We start from the raw sequence: 17,082 nt of genomic DNA on the forward strand, positions 1-17,082 counted from the left end.
CGGCTCATCAAGTGGCAGATATAAGCGCGCCCAGCGCCGACGGCAAATCATGTAGGTCGTTGAGAGGTGCAACCCGGCGTCGGCCGAATAACGCTTTCGCGTCATCGAGTGTCTGCGGATCGAGGGCAAGACATCCGCACCGGATGCCCCGCACCGCAAGCTCGTTTAATGCACGCCGCGTGTCCTCACGCAGATAGCGTGAATCGAAGACATCGATATCGAACGGCATGCCGTCGGACACCGTCAACAGGCTGGCTCTGGAGAAGCCCATGCGCGTGGCCTCCTGGCTAACCCTTGCACCGGCATGCCGCAGCGCCGCGCCGAAGCGCGTGGACAGGCCTGGACGAATCCGCGCGAGGTAGGCTTCGGTCGACGCGCTCCACATCTCGTCGAAGTCTTTGAACACGTGAAAGCGCACGCGATGCCGCCCATCGGAATGAAAGCCGTACATCGCATAAGGCCGGTCACCCGTGTTTAGCGCTTGTCCAAGTATGCGAGCGACGTCGAGCACGGTATCGATGCGCCCGTCGAACGCGTTCGACGCCGAGAGGTCCAGCAGGATCGCAAGCGGCGCACCGCGCGCTTGCAGTCGCGGCACGACGAAGCCCTTGAAACGATCCCGCTCGCCGCGCATCGCATCAATGCGCCCAGCGATGCATGCATCGAGATCGAGCAGATCACCTTCGAACTCGCGAGTCCTGCCGGTGACGGCGCGCTCCCGTGTCGAATTGAGCATCGCCCTGATGCGCTGTGCCGATGTTGTGCGATCGTCAAGGACCGGACGCTCTGGCATGGCGGCGTCGAGACGCAATGATTCGACGCTGCACCAGTTGCCGCGATAGCGCCGGATCACATAGTCCCACTCGGGGTAGCGATGCAAGGATACGACGCGCGTGGCCAGTTCCTCATCGTGTGTAGCAGCGGCTGTTGGTGTGTCGCCGGGGGTATTCGCAATCCGTTTGGGCGGCGTTGGCTCTTTGGGTGGAACTTCGCCGGTTCCTTCGCTTTCCTGTGGCGCGACATTGCGCTCGGGTGTTGCATCGCCGGATGCCGGCGCGATGGGTGTCGGCGGTAAGTCCCATAGCAGGCTGTTGTCATCGCGATAGACGGCTTCCGGGGCATACGTCTTCGCGTTGAACTGGATGCGCATCTGGCCGAGATCGTTGCCCAGCAGGTTGCCGAGATGGCGCGAGATGGTGGGGTCCGTTCCATCTGTTCTCCTGAACGCCTCTTCGAACAAGGCGCGGCCCTTCGTGACCCAGCCGTCTCGATCGACGTATCCCGGGTCCAGCAGAGCGCGCGCAAGTCTTGCGATCAGAGCAGCCGCGGTGCCCGCGCTCTCCGGACCCGTTCTATGAAATGGCAGCCACCAGCGCTGCAAGCCTGGATAGCGCGCCATTGCGAGCCGCTCGACCCGTGCGTCTTCGATCACGCCAACCAGCGTCAACTGCAACGGCCGCAGTTTGGCGGGATCGAAGCGCACGGTCGAATAGGTGAGATGGGCTGCTGCATGGGCGGCACATGCCAGGTAGAAATGGCGCGCGTCGTCCAGACTCTCGGCCTCATGTTCACGCGGCAACATCAGTGCGGTGTCGGTGACAATCGGGCAGGGTTGTGCAACTGCCTCTTCATTGCGCACGAGTGCCTGCACAGGAGCGTTCAGCTGCCATGCGGCGCGCAGATACAAACCGAGCGTCCGCTCGAAGCGGTTGAGCGAAATGGCCTCACGCGTAGTGATCGGGCTAGGTGTCTTGGCGATGCCCTGGCGCGTCGCCGTCGCCGTCGCCATTGCCGCGCCGGCGTTCATCCGAACACGCCACTGGCTGTGGCCATCAGCGCGGCACACAGATCGGCGTCGTCGCCAAGTGGCTGGATGATGCCGATCCGGCACGCGGCCAACGCATCCATGCCATGCGCGATCAACGTCGCCGCGTAGATCAGCATGCGTGTCGAAGCGCCTTCGGGCAACGCGGGATCGTCAAGCATGCGGGTGCGCGTTGCAATCGTCACGAGCTTTTCGGCCACTGCGTGGGGCACACCGCCCTCATGCGCAACGATCGCGGCTTCGGTCTGCGCATCCGGCCAGCTGAGGTCGAGCGCAACAAAGCGCTGACGCGTCGACGGCTTCAGGTTCTTCGACACATGCTGATAGTGCGGATTGAACGAGATCACCAGGGTGAAATCCGGATGCGCGGTGATCAGCTCGCCGCACTTGTCGATCGGCAGAATTCGACGCGAATCGGTCAGCGGATGAATGACCACAGTCGTGTCCTGCCGCGCTTCGACCACTTCATCGAGGTAACAGATCGCCCCATGCCTGACGGCTTGAGTAAGCGGTCCGTCTTGCCAGTAAGTGCCGTTGCCGTCGAGCAGGTAGCGGCCAACAAGATCGCCGGCATTCATGTCTTCGTGACAGGCAATCGTCACGAGCGGGCGCTTGAGCCGCCACGCCATGTGTTCGACCAGCCGCGTCTTGCCGCAGCCGGTCGGACCTTTGAGCATGATCGGCAATCGCGCATGGTAAGCGGCTTCGAACCATGCCAGTTCGTGATCGACCGGCTGATACCAGGGCTCCTGCGCGACACGCCACGCGTCCAACGGCGCGCCGGCCGGCGTAAGTGGCGCTCTCGTCATGCGCCTCCCTGCTCGTACGCGTGCGCGGCTCGCAGGACGGGTTCGGGATACCGGTCGAGTTCGACTTCGGTCAGAGACAGATGACGGGCCTGGCTGATATCGATCAGATCGGCCCTGGACGGACGGCGAAGTGTCACGGCATACCTCTCAGTAGCGGTTCTGGGACGCGTGGGACGCGCGCGGCGCCCCTTCGTGGAAACTGTCGAGCGTCAGATGGACGGCCTCGACAGCGGTGGAAAAGATCGCGCGCAAGGCGATGCTGTCGGCGGCCAGCATCCTGACGAACGTGCCGCATGCGCCTGGCAGCACACCCGCTGCGGCATAAGCGGTCGTGAGTGGCATGTCGAGCTTCTGGAGTGCTGCATTGATGGCGCGCGTCAGTGCTTCGTTGCCTGCATCGCCGTCGTCGAGTCTGAGCACGAGCAGGCCACCGTGCGCACCATACGTCTGCCGCACCCCGGTAAGCGAGCCGCGCGCAGCGCCAGGTTCGAGGCGAAAGCGGTCGCGCGCCAGCAGTTGCGAGTCGGCGTCGCGGACGTTGAGGGTTGCATCCAGGACACCGAAGCGCGCAGCCTGGTGCGTGGGGTCGTGCGTGAGCCACGTATCGGCGATGAGAACCGTTGCAGCCCGGTGCAACACGACGTCGATGGTGCTCAGAAGGCAGGCAGCGGGAAACAGGATGGTCGGTTGCGGCAGATAGTCGAAACGCGATTCCGGATGGGCTTCGATGGCGACCCGCGAATGTGCGATGCCGTGTGTCATCGTGTGGACGATGGTTGCCGCTGCTGTGCGAACGGTGGCCCGCGCGCGCGGCATTGCTACGAAGCGCTGGAACACGCGGTCGTTTTCGAACAGGCCTCCCGACGAGGATTGCACGATTACTTCCGCGTTGGCATGGGAGCGACATGAAGAAGAGGCGATTCGCCGGGTTAGCGGCAAGACACGCCCGACATGAAACGGATAACCGCCGCGCTGCCGTGATAGCCAGGTCTTGCCGGACGCCGCACGCTCGAAACACAGATCGAGTTGCGCTGGTTCCGCGTCGACGTACCCCGGTAGCGTCTCAGAGCGCATCGAAGAGCACGTTTTCGACGATGGCATCGGCGACCGCATCCACTCCAGCGCCTGTCGCACAGTTAGTCAACAGCACGGGCCGTCCGCTGCGCACCTCGCGCGCCTCGCCGACCATCCGTTCCAGATCCACGCCCACGTACGGCGCGAGGTCGAACTTGTTGATCACCAGCAGATCGCAGGACAGCACGCCGAGTCCGCGTTTGCGCGGGATATCGTCACCGGCTGCGACGTCGATGACGAAGATCCAGTAGTCCACCAGATCGAGCGAGAACGATGACGCGAGATTGTCGCCGCCCGATTCGATCAGAACCAGCCGCAAGCCGGCATAACGTGCGTCGAGTTCGTCCGCGGCCTGCAGGTTGAGGGTTGGGTCTTCGCGGATCGCAGTATGGGGGCACGCACCCGTTTCGACAGCGAGCACGCGTGCCGGATCGATCAGACCGCTACGGCGTACCCGGTCGGCGTCTTCGCGCGTGACGAGATCGTTGGTGATGATCGCGAGGTCGACACCGCGTGCCGCGAAGCGCGGAATCAACCGTTCGAGCAGGCGCGTTTTACCCGATCCCACAGGGCCGCCTATGCCGACGCGGGCCGCGCGTGCAGCATGGCCAGTGGACTGCGCGGCGTTATCAAACGGCGTTGTTGCAAACGGCTCGCCGCTGGAGAAATTAAACTCGGTGCTCATCGAAACACTCCTGTATGCCCTGCGATGCGTCTAACGCAACATGTACCGTCGGCTAAGCGGGACTTCGCGCGCCGGGTCGCAGCGGATCACCTGGCCGTCCACGGACACTTCGAACGTCTGCGCATTGACGGAGATGGAAGGGCACGCGTCGTTGTGCAGCATGTCGCGCTTGCTCAGGTTTCGTGTGCCGTGCGCACCGACCAGCTTGCGCGTGATGCCTAAGTGGCCGTGCAGATCCGCCTCGAGCGCCAGCCGGTTCACGAAGTTGACAGCAAGCGAGGCGGGTGCGCGTCCGAACGCTCCCCATTGCGGCCGCATGGCGAGCGGCTCGCAGGTCATCAGCGAAGCGGCGGAATCACCCATCGCTCCCCACGCAATAAAGCCGCCCTTGATGACGACCTCAGGCTTGATGCCAAAGAATGCGGGCCGCCACAGCACAATATCGGCGAGCTTGCCGTCCTCGAGCGAGCCGACCGTGTCGGCAATGCCGAAAGTGCGCGCCGCGTTGATCGTGTACTTGGCGATGTACCGTTTGATCCGCTCGTTGTCGCCGCGTGCAGTGCGTTCGCTGGAAAGACGTCCGCGCTGGTCCTTCATTTTCGAGGCCAGTTGCCACGTCCGGCAGATCACTTCGTTGATACGCCCCATTCCCTGGCTGTCCGAACCGAGCATCGAGATCGCGCCGAGATCGTGCAGGACGTCCTCGGCCGAAATCGTCTGCGCGCGGATGCGCGATTCGGCGAACGCGACATCTTCCGGTACCGCTGGGTTCAGGTGATGACACACCATGATCATGTCGAGGTGCTCATCGAAGGTGTTCACGGTGTATGGATTGGTCGGATTGGTCGACGAGGGCAGGCAGTTCAACCGTCCCGCCACCGCGATGATGTCGGGCGCGTGGCCGCCGCCCGCTCCTTCGGTGTGGTACATATGGATCGTGCGGTCCTTCATTGCAGCTACTGTGTCTTCGAGAAAGCCGGACTCGTTTAGTGTGTCGCTATGCAACTGCACCTGAAAGTCGTATTCGTCGGCGACCGTCAGACATGTGTTGATTACCGCGGGCATCGCGCCCCAGTCCTCGTGGATCTTCAGCCCGAGGCAGCCGCCACGTAGCTGACCGAGCAACGAACCCGGTTTGCTCGAGTTGCCGCGCCCGAGAAAGCCGAAGTTGAGCGGCCACTGCTCGGAGGCCTGCATCATGCGTCCCACGTTCCACTCGCCGCCGCAATCGATGCCCACCGTGATCGGCCCGAGCGAGCCGCCAATCAGCGTGGTGAGGCCGGAGGCAAGCGCGTGTTCGCAGAGTTGCGCCGAGTCGAAATGCACGTGGACGTCGATACCGCCTGGGGTGGCGATAAGTCCTTCGGCATCCTTGACAGTCGTCGAGACGCCGCATACGAGGCGCGGGTCGACACCATCCATCACTTGCGGATTGCCAGCCTTGCCGATCGCCACGATCCTGCCGTCCTTGATACCGATATCGCCTTTCACGATGCCAAGCACCGGATCGATGATCGTCGCGTTGCAGATCAGCATGTCGAGTGCACCGTCTGCGCTATCATGCCCGGCTTTCAGGCCCATGCCGTCGCGCAGTGTCTTGCCGCCGCCGTGCAGGCATTCGTCGCCCGGCACCGCATAGTCATGTTCGATCTCGGCGAAGAGCGACGTGTCTCCTAGGCGTACTGCGTCGCCCGTGGTCGGCCCGAACATCTCGGCGTAGGCCTGGCGTGTCATCGTAACCATTCAGGCTCCTTCGAAGCCGCGCTGGGCGGCGCGTGCGAGGGCGGCCTCGCGTAGGCCGGTGTCGGCGAGCGCGCCGTCCGTCAGACCGTTGAGGCCGAAAATTTCCTGCGTGCCGCCGAAGGCGACCAGCGTCACGTCCTTGGCGTCGCCGGGTTCGAACCGCACGGCCGTGCCTGCCGGGATGTCGAGCCGCATGCCGAACGCGGCGGCGCGGTCGAAGCGCAGTGCGCGATTGACTTCGAAGAAATGGAAATGGCTGCCCACCTGAATCGGCCGGTCGCCCGTGTTGACGGCACGCACGGTGGTGCGAACGCGGCCGGCGTTCAGTTCAATGTCCCCTTCCATTGCCAGAATTTCACCGGGTACTACGGTGTCGGCAGCGGGTGTCTGCGTGCCGGGCCGGATCGGCTGATGCACGGTCACGAGCTTGGTGCCATCGGGAAACGAGCCTTCGACCTGCAGCATCGGCACGAGGTCGGCGACGCCGGGCAGCACGTCGTCCTCGGATAGCAGCGTCGACCCGTAGGCGATCAGGTCCGCCACGCTGCGGCCTTCGCGCGCGCCCTCGAGAATTTCGTCCGCAATCAGTGCGACGGCTTCCGGATGATTGAGTTTTAGACCCTTGTCGCGATGACGGCGGGCCAGTTGTGCGGCGGTGAAAAGCGTCAGGCGCTCGTATTCGGTCGGGGTCAGCAGCATCGCGGTCTTCCTTCCTGTTAGTTGGCAAAGAGCCGCGCGTCGTGCGTCTGGCTGCGCAGCGCGGCAATGTCGGCTGCGAAGGTGGCGGCGTGCAGGTCGTCGAGCGGTGGCGCCGGCTGTGCGAGGACACGTGCGAGCGGCGCGCGCAGCAGCGTTAGAACGCGCTGCGCGTCGAGATGACCGACGATGCCCAGACGCACGGCCGAACTCACTGAGCCCGTGCAGGTCATGTGCGCGGAGATGGCACGCGCCTCTTCCTCCGCGATACCAAGGCTGCGCCACACCGCGCCTTGGACGGTGACGAGATGGCCCGGTGTGCGGCCAGCCGCGATGGCGTTGCGAATCCGGTTCGCCGTTTCCGAACCGAGCCGCGCATGCACATCGGCCAACGTGCGGCCGAGACGGCGCGAGCCGTTGCGCAGAGCCGGGGGCAAGCTCATGGCCTCGGCCAGCGCATCAACTTCATGCCACACGTCAAATGCGTCCCCGGCGCGCCACGCGCCACACATCAGCCCTTGATCCAGACTCGCCCAGCGTGATAAGGCCTGCGATTCGACGAACGCAAACAGCGTTGTCGCGTCAGTCACGAGCGCATCACGCATGAGGCCTTCGAGACCCCACGAGAACGCCATCGCGCCGCCGGGGAAAAAGCTGTCCGACTGCTGCAGGCTGGCAAGCAGGCTAATGGGCCCGTTTGCGATTGCCTCAGGTGGGCGAGTGGGGGACGTCTCAGGCATGGTGATGCTTTCCCCCCGCGAGTCCTTCGGTTGCGAGGCGAATGCGTTGATCCGCGAGCATCGGGGTGAGCCGTTGCAGATAATCGTCAAGCGCGCCCTTGACCGCGATTTCCAGTGCGTTCCGATCGAAGCGCACCTTCCAGTGCATGTTGCCGGCGAAGTAGCCTAGCTCGAGCGCCGCGGCCGCATCGCGTGGTTCGAGTCGCAGCCAACGGGTGTCTTCAGTACGCACGACCAGCGCCGCATCGCGGTCGAGCCGCAGCACCGCGCCGTCGAAGAGATGGGCATCGCGGTCGAGTGCGATGCCGCATTCGTCGCCGCGCTGAGTACGCGTGCGCAGGCGGTGCCGCCGGATATCGTCGGCGGCGAGCGTCACATAATCGACTAGCCCCTGATGCTCGAGCGAGTGCAGCAGATCGGCAATGCGCGGTTCGGACGCACTGCCTATGATCGACGTGTAGGTAATCATCGCGTGTCGCTCCCGCCGGGCCGTTTAGCGATGTGCCAGATCGGACGGATTCGGAATCCCTGGGATCGGGCATTCGTCGGTGCCTGGCGTGCTGCGCGTGAGCGCCTCGACCATCTTGCGGGTGCCTTCCGGATCGGTGATCCACTTCGAGTAGAAGTCGTACGGGCAGTCGGCCACGCCGTCGGCTTCCTCGCGGGAGTTGATCTTGCCGGTGTAGCCGCGATGCAGCAGCTTGTACAGGTGGTTTTCCGACTGCATGTTCTTGCGGGCATCGCGGATCAGGCTCTTGGATAGCGCGCCGTACTGGATGCCGAATTCTTCCTCGCCGCATTCGCCGAGCGTGCGCCCGTCGAAACCGATGATCGCCGAGTGGCCGAAGTACGAGTAGACGCCGTCGAAGCCGGCGGCATTGGCGACTGCTACGTAGACGTTGTTCGCCCACGCCATCGACTTGGCCATCAGCACCTGCTGCTCCTTGGCGGGGTACATGTAGCCCTGGCAGCGTACGATCAGCTCCGCGCCTTTCATCGCGCAGTCACGCCAGATTTCCGGATAGTTGCCGTCGTCGCAGATGATCAGGCTGATTTTCAGTCCCTTCGGGCCTTCCGACACATACGTGCAGTTCCCGGGATACCAGCCTTCGATCGGCACCCATGGCATGATCTTGCGGTACTTCTGCACGATCTCGCCCTTGTCGTTCATCAGGATCAGCGTGTTATACGGCGCCTTGTTCGGATGCTCCTCGTGACGCTCTCCGGTGAGCGAGAACACGCCCCACACCTTGGCGCTGCGGCACGCTTCAGCGAAGATTTCGGTCTCCTCGCCGGGCACCGCGGCTGCGGTGTCGTACATCTCCTGCTGGTCGTACATGATGCCGTGCGTGCTGTACTCCGGAAAAATCACGAGGTCCATGCCGGGCAGGCCGATTTTCATACCCTTGAGCATCTCGGCGATCTTGCGCGCGTTGGCGAGCACTTCGGCCTTGGTGTGAAGACGCGGCATCTTGTAGTTGACCACTGCCACACCAACCGTGTCGAGACTGCTTGAAATGTCACCGTGTAACATAAGGACTCCTTTTTGGTAAGGGTGCACTCCCGCAGGGGAGTGTCGTGAATTCAGATGGTCAGATAGCGCATGATCCGTTCTGCGTCGACGTTCTCACGCCGGTCGCTGTGCACGAAGCGACCCTTCTCGATGATGAGAAAGCGATCAGCAATCTCGAGCGTGAAGTTCAGCACCTGCTCGGAGACGATCAAGGCGAAATTGCGTTCCTTCTTCAGGCGATTGAGCGCGCGGGCGATGTCCTTGATGATCGACGGCTGGATGCCTTCTGTGGGCTCGTCGAGAATCAGCACTTTGGGCTCGGAAACGAGGGCGCGGGCGATCGCAAGCTGCTGTTGCTGGCCGCCGGAGAGATTGCCGCCGCGCCGGGCGCGCATTTCCCAAAGCACGGGGAACGACTCATAGATGTACTCTGGAATCTTCGGCTTACGGACCCGGTCCATGCCGGTGAGGATATTTTCTTCCACGCTTAGGTACGGAAAGATCATCCGGCCTTGCGGCACATACCCGAAGCCCGCGGCAACCCGCTCGTAACTTTTCGTTCCTGCCAGATTGCGTCCGCCCAGGTTGATTTCGCCGCTGCGCGAAGGGATCATACCGATCAGCGACTTCAGCAGGGTGGTCTTGCCCATGCCGTTGCGGCCCATCACAGCAATGGTTTCGCCGGACATCAGCTCGAAACTGAGGTCGTGAAGAATATGGCTTTCGCCGTAGAACACGTTGAGATTCTGGATCGCGAGCATATTCAATGTCCCAGATAGACTTCAATCACACGGGGGTCGTTTTGCACCTGGTCCATCGTGCCTTCGGCAAGCTTCTTGCCCTGGTGCAGAACCGTCACCTTGTGAGCGACCGATTTCACGAATTCCATGTCGTGTTCGATAACCACCACCGAGCGTCCCTTGGCAATCTCGCGCAGCAGCGCGCCCGTTTGCTCGCGCTCCTTCGCGCTCATGCCGGCAACGGGCTCGTCGAGCAGCAGCAGTTCTGGGTTCTGCATCAGCAGCATGCCGATTTCGAGCCATTGCTTCTGGCCGTGGGATAACTGCGCGGCCTTGCGGTCGAGCTGGTCGGCGAGGAAGATCATGTGCGCGATGCGGTCGATTTCATCGCGCACGGTCTCATCACGGTGAAAGAACAGACAGCCGATCACGTCGCGCTTCTTCGGGTAAGAGATTTCCAGATTCTCGGCCACGGTCAGATCTTCGTAGACGAGCGGATTCTGGAATTTGCGACCTACACCCGCACGGGTGATTTGATATTCGAGCATGCGCTCGAGGTTCAAACCTTTGAAGGCGATCGTTCCGTAGGTCGGTTTCGTCTTGCCGCAGATCATGTCGAGCAGCGTGGTCTTGCCGGCGCCGTTGGGGCCGATCACGACGTGCAGTTCGTTTTCTTCGACGTAGAAGTTGAGATCGTCGACCGCCTTGAAGCCGTCGAACGACACCGTCAGGTTCTCGACCGAAAGAATCATCTGGGTCATTGGGCGGCTCCCTGACGTTCGCGCAGCCATTCGATGACACCGGCGAGCCCCTTGGGCAGGAACATCGGCACGAAGATAAAGAGGCCGCCGATCAGGTACAGCCAGAAGCCAACAAAGTTTTCGGAGAGAAAGCTCTTGGCCGCGCCGACCAGGATCGCGCCATATACTGCGCCCACCAGCGACAATCGTCCGCCCACCGCCGCGTAGATCACCATCTCGATCGAAGGCACGATGCCGCACACCGACGGTGAGGCGAAGCCGACCTGCAGCGTGAACATCGCGCCGCCGATGGCCGAGAACAACGCTGCCACGGCGAAGATGAAGCCCTTGAATAGGGCGGGGTCGTAGCCCGAGAAACGGATGCGGTCCTCACGGTCGCGAATTGCGATCAGTACCTTGCCGAGACGGCTCTTCAGAATAAAGCGGCCGGCGAGGATCGCCGCCAGCAACAGGCATGCGCTCACGTAGTAGAGCAGGTAGACAGCAGTGTCGCTTTGCACGCTGTAACCCATGAAGGTGGGCAGATTCGTGATGCCGTTGATGCCGCCGGTGTAACCCTGTTGACCGATGATCACGATCGACATGATCGACGCCAGCGCGAGCGTCACGATCGAAAAGTACACGCCGCCCACTCGCTTGCGGAAGTTCGCGTATGCGAGGATAAAGGCGAGCAGCGTCGGCAGGATCACGATGGCGGGCAGGGCAAACCACGCGTGCTCAAAGGGCGCCCACCACCAGGGCAGCTTGTCGATGCTGTTCCACGTCATGAAGTCAGGCACGGGCGGTCCACCGTTGCCGAAGACTGCGGCGGCAGGATCGGCTGAGGTTGCCTCGAGCTTCATGTACATCGCCATCATGTAGCTGCCGAGACCGAAGAAAATGCCTTGTCCCAGACTCAGAATGCCGCCGTAACCCCAGGTGAGCACGAGCCCGGCTGCGCAGAACGCGAAGCTCAGATACTTCGCGAACAGGCCGAGGCGGAAGGAGCCGGACACCGCAGGAATGGCAACCAGCAGGAGCAGCGCGAGAATCACGACGGAATAGCGTTCGAGCAGCAGCGTCGCACGCAAACCGGGGCTGAGTGCCGCTGCCGGCGGATTCGATGTGCGCGGCGATGAAATCGGAAGGTCTTTCATGTTAGCGGCGAACCTTGAGTGCGAAGAGCCCGTTGGGCCGGAAATACAGTGCGACGATCACCAGCAGCAGAATGGCCGCTTTCGCCATCGAACCGCTCAGGACCAGTTCGAACATCGATTGCAACTGTCCGATCGAGAACGCCGAGAGGAAGGTGCCGACAAGGCTCTCGACGCCGCCGAACACCACCACGATGAAGGTGTCCACAATGTATTGCTGCCCGGTGACCGGACCGGTCGAGGCGAGCATCGTGAGGGCGCTGCCAGCAATGCCAGCGAGGCCGCAGCCCACCGCGAAGGTGACGGCGTCCACGCGTTCGGTGTTGATGCCGGCGGCGCCTGCCATCGCGCGGTTCTGCATCACGGAGCGGATCCGCAGGCCCCAGCGGCTGCGAAACAGAAACAGGTACACCGCGAGCGCCACCGCCAGCGTGAGACCGATGATAAAGATGCGCGAGAGCGGAATCGCCATACCGGGTGTCGGATTCCATGCGCCCTGCAGCCACGTCACGGTGGGCACGCTCACATCGATGGGGCCGAATACCTGCCGGTAGAGTTGCTGCAGTACCAGCGACAAGCCCCAGGTGGCCAGCATGGTGTCGAGCGGCCGGTGGTAGAGAAAGCGGATCATCGCGCGTTCCAGCACAAAGCCGACCGCGCCCGTCACCACGAACGCCACCACGATCCCGACCAGAAAATAAGCGCCCATCAGCGAAGGCAGATAGCGGGCGAACACGATCGAAGTCAGATAGGTCATGTACGCACCGAGCGCCATCAGCTCGCCGTGCGCCATGTTGATGACGCCCATCAGGCCGAACACGATCGCAAGACCGATTGCCATCAGTGCCAGCACGGTGAAGAGCGACAGGCCGTTGAAGACCTGGGTTAGAAAAGTATCGAGAGTCATCGCAGTTCTTTTGCCGGAAAGGATGCCTGGAAGACAAGGCGCGATGGGTTAGCATGCCCATCGTCGCCCGGGTAACGCACGAGCCTTTCCTTAGCCCAGTTTCGGGAATGGGTTCGGCTCGATCAGCGGCGACTCGTACAGAATGTCGACCTGTCCGTCGGGTTTGAAGGCGCCGATTCGTGCGTGCTTCCACAGGTGATGATTGCTGACGTGGAAATGGATCTGTCCTTCCGGTGCATCCCAGCCGAGATTCGACGACGCCGCGACCACCTTTTCCACGTCGAAGCTTTTGGCCTTTTCCGCCGCGAGCTTCCACAGGTACACGGAGGTATAGGCGGCTTCCATCGTGTCGCCGATCACGCGGTCCGCGCCGTACTTCGCCTTGAACGCCGGGACGAACTTCGCGTTCACCGGGTTCTGCACGCTCTGGAAGTAGCCCATGCACGAGAGCACGCCGGTCAGGTTGTCGCGGCCGATACCGATGGCTTCTTCTTCGGTCACGGCGAGCGCCATGATCGGCTGGTTCTGGCCGGTGATGCCGACCGAGTTCAGCTGCTTGTAGAACGCCACATTCGAGCCGCCGACGATCGTCGAGAGAATCACGTCGGGCTTGGCGGCCTTGATCTTGTTGATAACCGACGAGAACTCGACCGTGCCGAGGGGGAAGTAGTCTTCGCCCACGACGGTGCCGCCTGCCTTCGCAATGGTCGGATGCGCGATACGGTTGGTGGTGCGCGGCCAGATGTAGTCCGAACCGATCAGGTAAAACTTTTTGCCCTTGTTTTTGGCGAGCCAGTTGACGGCCGGTATCACCGATTGCGTGGCCTCCTGACCCGTGTACATGATGTTCTTCGACATCTCGAGTCCTTCGTAGTACGTCGGATAGTAGAGCAGACCGTTATAGCGTTCGAACACGGGCAACACGGCCTTGCGCGAGGCCGATGTGTAGCAGCCGAACACGGCGGCGACCTTGTCGCTTTCCACCAGCTTTTGAGCCTTCTCGGCGAAGGTCGGCCAATCGCTGGCGCCGTCTTCGACGATGGGCTGGATCGGGCGGCCTAGCACGCCGCCCGCGGCGTTGATTTCGTCGATCGCGAGTTTCTCGGCATCGACCACGTGTGCTTCGGCAATCGCGACTGTCCCCGTCAACGAATGCAGGATGCCGACCTTCACCGGGTCTGCCGCCGAGGCAGCACGCGAGGCCAGCATCAGCGAACCCGGGATGGCGCCGGCAGCGGCAGTGGCGATCGCGGTCTTCAAAAAGTCACGTCTATTGTTCTTCATGGCGCCCTTCACAAAAGTTGAAGACAAAAAAAAGCCCGAAACCAGCGGTTAGCTGGTTTTCGGGCTTTTTTGGCCGGTGTCATGCAAGACGCCTTTGTCTCGCACAACGAAACTCGTTAGGATCGAGGGTGCAGGTCTCGGCTCCACACTCGATCACGAGCAGCGATAACGCAAAAGCTGTGCCATCGGTGTTGTGTGCGCAAATTTGCAGGCGTCCTCAAGCACGCAATTCACGCGCAACGCCTTTTGGTTCGGTACATTACCGTCAGCTCGCAGGCAGCGATCGTCTTTCCGGCTTCATCGTTTTGCCGTGCCGCGTGTTCCCCAAGCTGGTGTGAACGCGCACAATGCCCGTGCATGGAACCGGAGTCGTGCACAACGCTGCGCGCTGGTGGGCCGCTCAACCTGCCGTCACTTTCTGGCTGAAATATGACCTCATCATCCAATGGGCCGATCAAGGTCGGCGTGCTGTTCTCCTCGTCCGGCGTGACCGCTCCGATCGAGTTGTCGCAGCAGCGCGCAACGATTCTGGCGGCCGAGGAAATCAACCTTGCCGGCGGCATCAATGGCCGTGAGTTGCAACTGGTGTTTCGCGATCCCGCTTCGACGCCGGCCCGTTATGCCGCGCTTATCCAGCAGTTGATCGTCGAGGAACAGATTCGCGTCGTGGTGGGTTGCTATATGTCGAGCACGCGCAAGGCGGTGATTCCAATCGTCGAGCGGCACAATGCCTTGCTGTTCTACCCGACACTCTATGAAGGATTCGAGTACAGCCGCAATGTGATTTACACCGGCGCCGCACCGAACCAGAACAGTCTGCCGCTCGCGGACTATATGCTCGGGCAATTCGGATCTCGTGTGTTCATGGTCGGCTCGGATTACATTTACCCTTACGAGTCGAATCGCATCATGAGCGATCTCGTGTTCGAGCGCGGCGGCGAGAAGCTCGAAGAAATCTATCTGCCTCTCGATGCCGGCTGGTCCAGCTATCTGAGCGTAGCGAAGAAGATCGCGGCGCAGGCGCCCGACTTCGTCTTTTCGACCGTGGTGGGCAGCGGGATCTCGCACATGTATCGCGCGTTTGCGGAGGCGGGTCTCGATCCTTACAAGACCCCGATTGCGAGCCTGACAACCAGTGAAACGGAAGTGGCGGCGATGGGCGCCGCGCTTGGCGAAGGGCACATCACTGCGGCGACCTACTTTCAATCGGTGAGCGATCCGGTCAATCAGCGTTGCCTCGCCAACTATCACCGGCGCTTCGGCGATGGCGTCGTCACCGACATGTGCTGGGAGGCCGCTTACTTTCAGATGCACGTGCTCGCCAACGCGATGCGCATTACCGGTGGCGACGACACCAACGCCTTGCTCAAGACGTTGCCGGGGCTCGAGCTGAATGCGCCGCAGGGGCGTATCCGGATCGACGAACACAATCACCACACCTATCTGCATCCTCGAATCGGGCGCCTGAACTGGCATGGCCAGTTCGATATCCTGAGCGATTCGCCGGGGTGGACGCGCGCGGACCCGTTTGTCATTTCGCACTCGCTGGTCGATGAGGCAGCCCCACATGGTGGCCCCGACGAGGTGCGGTCATGAAGCAGCGCTCGTCTTCCCGTACCCCTCAGGCGCTTCGCGATATCCGCTCGCTCAGCGTGCTGGCCATTCATCCTCAGGATCAGGACGGCGAAGAGCTGCTTGGACAACTGTGCCGCATCGGCTGCAAGGTTCAGATGATCTGGCCCGCGGTCGACACGTTGCCCGATGCTACCGACGTCGTGTTTCTCGCCGTCCGTCCGGAGACACTCTCGGTCAGCCTGCCGTGGATGAACGCGAAGAACGCGCCGCCGGTGATTCCCGTCGTCAGTTACGAGAATCCGATCATCATCGAGGCGGTCATGCAATTGGGCGCGTATTGCGTGGTGCCGTCGCCGGTGCGTTCGTTCGGCCTGCTGACGGCGATTGCCGTCACGCTGAACCAGCACCGCAATCGCCTGCAAATGGAGCGCTATATACAGCGCGTCGAGGACAAGCTTGCCGAGCAACGGCAGATCCAGCGCGCCAAGACCATCCTGATGGAAACCCGTAATCTCTCCGAGCAGGAGGCCTACGACCTGTTGCGCTCGCAAGCCATGGTCAAGCGCGAGCACATCGAAACGATCGCCGAAGCGATCATCAAGGCCGATGAGGTGCTGCGCTTCTGACATGCGCCAAACCCCCGCAGCGCGCGGCTGTGCGGCTTATCACCATGGCGCATATTCTTCGGAAACTTGATGCTTTGTAGAAATGGAGACGCTTTGCTACAGTCCGCCCACTCTGCCGGGGCGGCTAGCCGGGCAGCACTGAATCTCCATACCAATACCTACGGAGCACCTTCTCATGAAATCGATTCGTTCCATTCTGCTGATTGCACTGCTGCAGGCCGTGAGCGTCACGTCTGCGTTCGCTGCGGACGAACTCGCCCAGATCAAGTCGGCCGGTGTATTCAAGGTCGGCACGGAAGGCACCTACGCGCCCTTCACGTACCACGACGAATCGGGCAAGCTGACGGGCTTCGACGTGGATATCGCGACTGCAATCGCACAACGTCTCGGCGTCAAGCCGGAGTTTGTCGAAGGCAAGTGGGACGGTCTGATTGCCGGCCTCGACGTGAACCGCTACGACGCGGTGATCAACGAAGTCTCGGTGACGGATGCACGCAAGGCCAAATACGATTTCTCGACGCCGTACATTACGACCCGCGCGGTGCTGATCGTGCGCACGGACAATACGACGATCAAGACATTCGATGACCTGAAGGGTAAAAAATCGGCCAACACATTAACCAGTAATTTCGGCAAGATCGCCAAGGATCATGGCGCCGATGTGGTGCCCGTGCAGGGCTTTAACGAATCGATCGATCTGCTGACCTCCGGCCGCGTCGACGCGACCGTCAACGATTCGCTGTCGTTCCTCGACTTCAAGAAGCACAAGCCGGATGCGCAGGTGAAGGTCGTTGCCACGGACAACTCGAGCGACGCGGACCAGTCGGCCGTGCTGCTGCGCAAGGGCGACCCGGCACTGGTGGCCGCCATCGACAAGGCGCTGGCCGACATCAAGGCGGACGGCACGTACGCGAAGATCTCGGCGAAGTATTTCGGCAAGGGCGTCTCCCAGTAAGCGCCGGGACGGTCTG

At 61.9% G+C, this 17,082-nt stretch carries 18 protein-coding genes; 3 read left to right on the forward strand and 15 right to left on the reverse strand.

The window, feature by feature from the left end; translation table 11 throughout:
- Nucleotides 1-7: 7 nt before the first annotated feature.
- The 15 genes from BUS06_RS09465 to urtA all read right to left on the reverse strand — a co-directional run bounded on the left by BUS06_RS09465 (nt 8) and on the right by urtA (nt 13,910).
- Nucleotides 8-1,807 (reverse strand): nitric oxide reductase activation protein NorD, encoded by a 1,800-nt coding sequence (locus BUS06_RS09465; protein WP_074264033.1) that lies wholly within the window; start codon nt 1,805-1,807, stop codon nt 8-10.
- The gene (locus BUS06_RS09470) at nt 1,804-2,634 is read right to left on the reverse strand and encodes a CbbQ/NirQ/NorQ/GpvN family protein (RefSeq protein WP_074264034.1); all 831 of its coding nucleotides are present in this window, start codon (nt 2,632-2,634) and stop codon (nt 1,804-1,806) included. Before BUS06_RS09470 ends, BUS06_RS09465 begins: the two co-directional genes overlap by 4 nt.
- Nucleotides 2,631-2,771, reverse strand: coding sequence for a hypothetical protein (locus BUS06_RS37810; RefSeq protein ID WP_167379381.1), 141 nt, complete (start codon nt 2,769-2,771; stop codon nt 2,631-2,633). The genes BUS06_RS09470 and BUS06_RS37810 overlap by 4 nt, the downstream gene beginning before the upstream one ends.
- A gap of 10 nt (nt 2,772-2,781) precedes the next feature.
- Complete coding sequence (locus tag BUS06_RS09475) at nt 2,782-3,708, reverse strand: urease accessory protein UreD (protein ID WP_074264035.1); 927 nt, start codon at nt 3,706-3,708, stop codon at nt 2,782-2,784.
- Nucleotides 3,698-4,393 carry an urease accessory protein UreG gene (gene ureG / locus BUS06_RS09480; protein ID WP_074264036.1) on the reverse strand — a complete coding sequence of 232 codons (696 nt, stop codon included), beginning with the start codon at nt 4,391-4,393 and terminating at the stop codon, nt 3,698-3,700. Before ureG ends, BUS06_RS09475 begins: the two co-directional genes overlap by 11 nt.
- Before the next feature lie 30 nt (nt 4,394-4,423).
- Nucleotides 4,424-6,127: an urease subunit alpha gene (gene ureC / locus BUS06_RS09485; protein ID WP_302050857.1), complete on the reverse strand. Its 1,704-nt coding sequence runs from the start codon at nt 6,125-6,127 to the stop codon at nt 4,424-4,426.
- A 9-nt stretch (nt 6,128-6,136) separates the two neighbouring features.
- Nucleotides 6,137-6,835: an urease subunit beta gene (ureB, locus tag BUS06_RS09490; RefSeq protein WP_074264038.1), complete on the reverse strand. Its 699-nt coding sequence runs from the start codon at nt 6,833-6,835 to the stop codon at nt 6,137-6,139.
- A 17-nt stretch (nt 6,836-6,852) separates the two neighbouring features.
- On the reverse strand, nt 6,853-7,572 hold the full coding sequence (locus BUS06_RS09495) for an urease accessory protein UreF (protein WP_074264039.1): 720 nt from the start codon (nt 7,570-7,572) through the stop codon (nt 6,853-6,855).
- On the reverse strand, nt 7,565-8,041 hold the full coding sequence (gene ureE / locus BUS06_RS09500) for an urease accessory protein UreE (RefSeq protein ID WP_074264040.1): 477 nt from the start codon (nt 8,039-8,041) through the stop codon (nt 7,565-7,567). The genes BUS06_RS09495 and ureE overlap by 8 nt, the downstream gene beginning before the upstream one ends.
- Nucleotides 8,042-8,065: 24 nt before the next feature.
- Nucleotides 8,066-9,106, reverse strand: a complete 1,041-nt coding sequence (locus tag BUS06_RS09505) for an aliphatic amidase (RefSeq protein WP_074264041.1) — start codon at nt 9,104-9,106, stop codon at nt 8,066-8,068.
- Nucleotides 9,107-9,156: 50 nt separating this feature from the next.
- Nucleotides 9,157-9,846 carry an urea ABC transporter ATP-binding subunit UrtE gene (urtE, locus tag BUS06_RS09510; protein ID WP_074264042.1) on the reverse strand — a complete coding sequence of 230 codons (690 nt, stop codon included), beginning with the start codon at nt 9,844-9,846 and terminating at the stop codon, nt 9,157-9,159.
- A 2-nt stretch (nt 9,847-9,848) separates the two neighbouring features.
- On the reverse strand, nt 9,849-10,586 hold the full coding sequence (urtD, locus tag BUS06_RS09515; protein WP_074264043.1) for an urea ABC transporter ATP-binding protein UrtD: 738 nt from the start codon (nt 10,584-10,586) through the stop codon (nt 9,849-9,851).
- Nucleotides 10,583-11,722: an urea ABC transporter permease subunit UrtC gene (urtC, locus tag BUS06_RS09520; protein WP_074264044.1), complete on the reverse strand. Its 1,140-nt coding sequence runs from the start codon at nt 11,720-11,722 to the stop codon at nt 10,583-10,585. The genes urtD and urtC overlap by 4 nt, the downstream gene beginning before the upstream one ends.
- A gap of 1 nt (nt 11,723) precedes the next feature.
- Complete coding sequence (urtB, locus tag BUS06_RS09525; protein WP_074264045.1) at nt 11,724-12,626, reverse strand: urea ABC transporter permease subunit UrtB; 903 nt, start codon at nt 12,624-12,626, stop codon at nt 11,724-11,726.
- Nucleotides 12,627-12,716: 90 nt separating this feature from the next.
- Nucleotides 12,717-13,910 carry an urea ABC transporter substrate-binding protein gene (gene urtA / locus BUS06_RS09530; protein ID WP_074264046.1) on the reverse strand — a complete coding sequence of 398 codons (1,194 nt, stop codon included), beginning with the start codon at nt 13,908-13,910 and terminating at the stop codon, nt 12,717-12,719.
- 429 nt (nt 13,911-14,339) lie between these two features.
- Here urtA and BUS06_RS09535 point away from each other — a divergent pair, with 429 nt between their 5' ends.
- The 3 genes from BUS06_RS09535 (at nt 14,340) to BUS06_RS09545 (ending at nt 17,066) form a co-directional block, all read left to right on the forward strand.
- Entirely contained in the window at nt 14,340-15,506 is a 1,167-nt protein-coding gene (locus tag BUS06_RS09535) for a transporter substrate-binding domain-containing protein (protein ID WP_074264047.1), read from the forward strand.
- Nucleotides 15,503-16,111 (forward strand): ANTAR domain-containing response regulator, encoded by a 609-nt coding sequence (locus tag BUS06_RS09540; protein WP_074264048.1) that lies wholly within the window; start codon nt 15,503-15,505, stop codon nt 16,109-16,111. Before BUS06_RS09535 ends, BUS06_RS09540 begins: the two co-directional genes overlap by 4 nt.
- Before the next feature lie 175 nt (nt 16,112-16,286).
- The gene (locus BUS06_RS09545; protein ID WP_074264049.1) at nt 16,287-17,066 is read left to right on the forward strand and encodes an amino acid ABC transporter substrate-binding protein; all 780 of its coding nucleotides are present in this window, start codon (nt 16,287-16,289) and stop codon (nt 17,064-17,066) included.
- Nucleotides 17,067-17,082: the final 16 nt, after the last annotated feature.

Origin of the sequence: Paraburkholderia phenazinium (assembly GCF_900141745.1) — a bacterium.
Classification (GTDB): domain Bacteria; phylum Pseudomonadota; class Gammaproteobacteria; order Burkholderiales; family Burkholderiaceae; genus Paraburkholderia; species Paraburkholderia phenazinium_B.

Excerpts from the sequence above, each read along its gene's own strand:
- ureE (WP_074264040.1), bottom strand. The coding sequence starts at position 8,041 with ATGATTACCTACACGTCGATCATAGGCAGTGCGTCCGAACCGCGCATT.
- urtD (WP_074264043.1), bottom strand. The coding sequence starts at position 10,586 with ATGACCCAGATGATTCTTTCGGTCGAGAACCTGACGGTGTCGTTCGAC.
- ureB (WP_074264038.1), bottom strand. The coding sequence starts at position 6,835 with ATGCTGCTGACCCCGACCGAATACGAGCGCCTGACGCTTTTCACCGCC.
- BUS06_RS09540 (WP_074264048.1), top strand. The coding sequence starts at position 15,503 with ATGAAGCAGCGCTCGTCTTCCCGTACCCCTCAGGCGCTTCGCGATATC.
- BUS06_RS09545 (WP_074264049.1), top strand. The coding sequence starts at position 16,287 with ATGAAATCGATTCGTTCCATTCTGCTGATTGCACTGCTGCAGGCCGTG.
- urtA (WP_074264046.1), bottom strand. The coding sequence starts at position 13,910 with ATGAAGAACAATAGACGTGACTTTTTGAAGACCGCGATCGCCACTGCC.
- BUS06_RS09535 (WP_074264047.1), top strand. The coding sequence starts at position 14,340 with ATGACCTCATCATCCAATGGGCCGATCAAGGTCGGCGTGCTGTTCTCC.
- urtE (WP_074264042.1), bottom strand. The coding sequence starts at position 9,846 with ATGCTCGCGATCCAGAATCTCAACGTGTTCTACGGCGAAAGCCATATT.
- urtC (WP_074264044.1), bottom strand. The coding sequence starts at position 11,722 with ATGAAAGACCTTCCGATTTCATCGCCGCGCACATCGAATCCGCCGGCA.
- BUS06_RS09475 (WP_074264035.1), bottom strand. The coding sequence starts at position 3,708 with ATGCGCTCTGAGACGCTACCGGGGTACGTCGACGCGGAACCAGCGCAA.
- BUS06_RS09465 (WP_074264033.1), bottom strand. The coding sequence starts at position 1,807 with ATGAACGCCGGCGCGGCAATGGCGACGGCGACGGCGACGCGCCAGGGC.
- BUS06_RS09505 (WP_074264041.1), bottom strand. The coding sequence starts at position 9,106 with ATGTTACACGGTGACATTTCAAGCAGTCTCGACACGGTTGGTGTGGCA.
- urtB (WP_074264045.1), bottom strand. The coding sequence starts at position 12,626 with ATGACTCTCGATACTTTTCTAACCCAGGTCTTCAACGGCCTGTCGCTC.
- ureG (WP_074264036.1), bottom strand. The coding sequence starts at position 4,393 with ATGAGCACCGAGTTTAATTTCTCCAGCGGCGAGCCGTTTGCAACAACG.
- ureC (WP_302050857.1), bottom strand. The coding sequence starts at position 6,127 with ATGACACGCCAGGCCTACGCCGAGATGTTCGGGCCGACCACGGGCGAC.
- BUS06_RS09495 (WP_074264039.1), bottom strand. The coding sequence starts at position 7,572 with ATGCCTGAGACGTCCCCCACTCGCCCACCTGAGGCAATCGCAAACGGG.
- BUS06_RS09470 (WP_074264034.1), bottom strand. The coding sequence starts at position 2,634 with ATGACGAGAGCGCCACTTACGCCGGCCGGCGCGCCGTTGGACGCGTGG.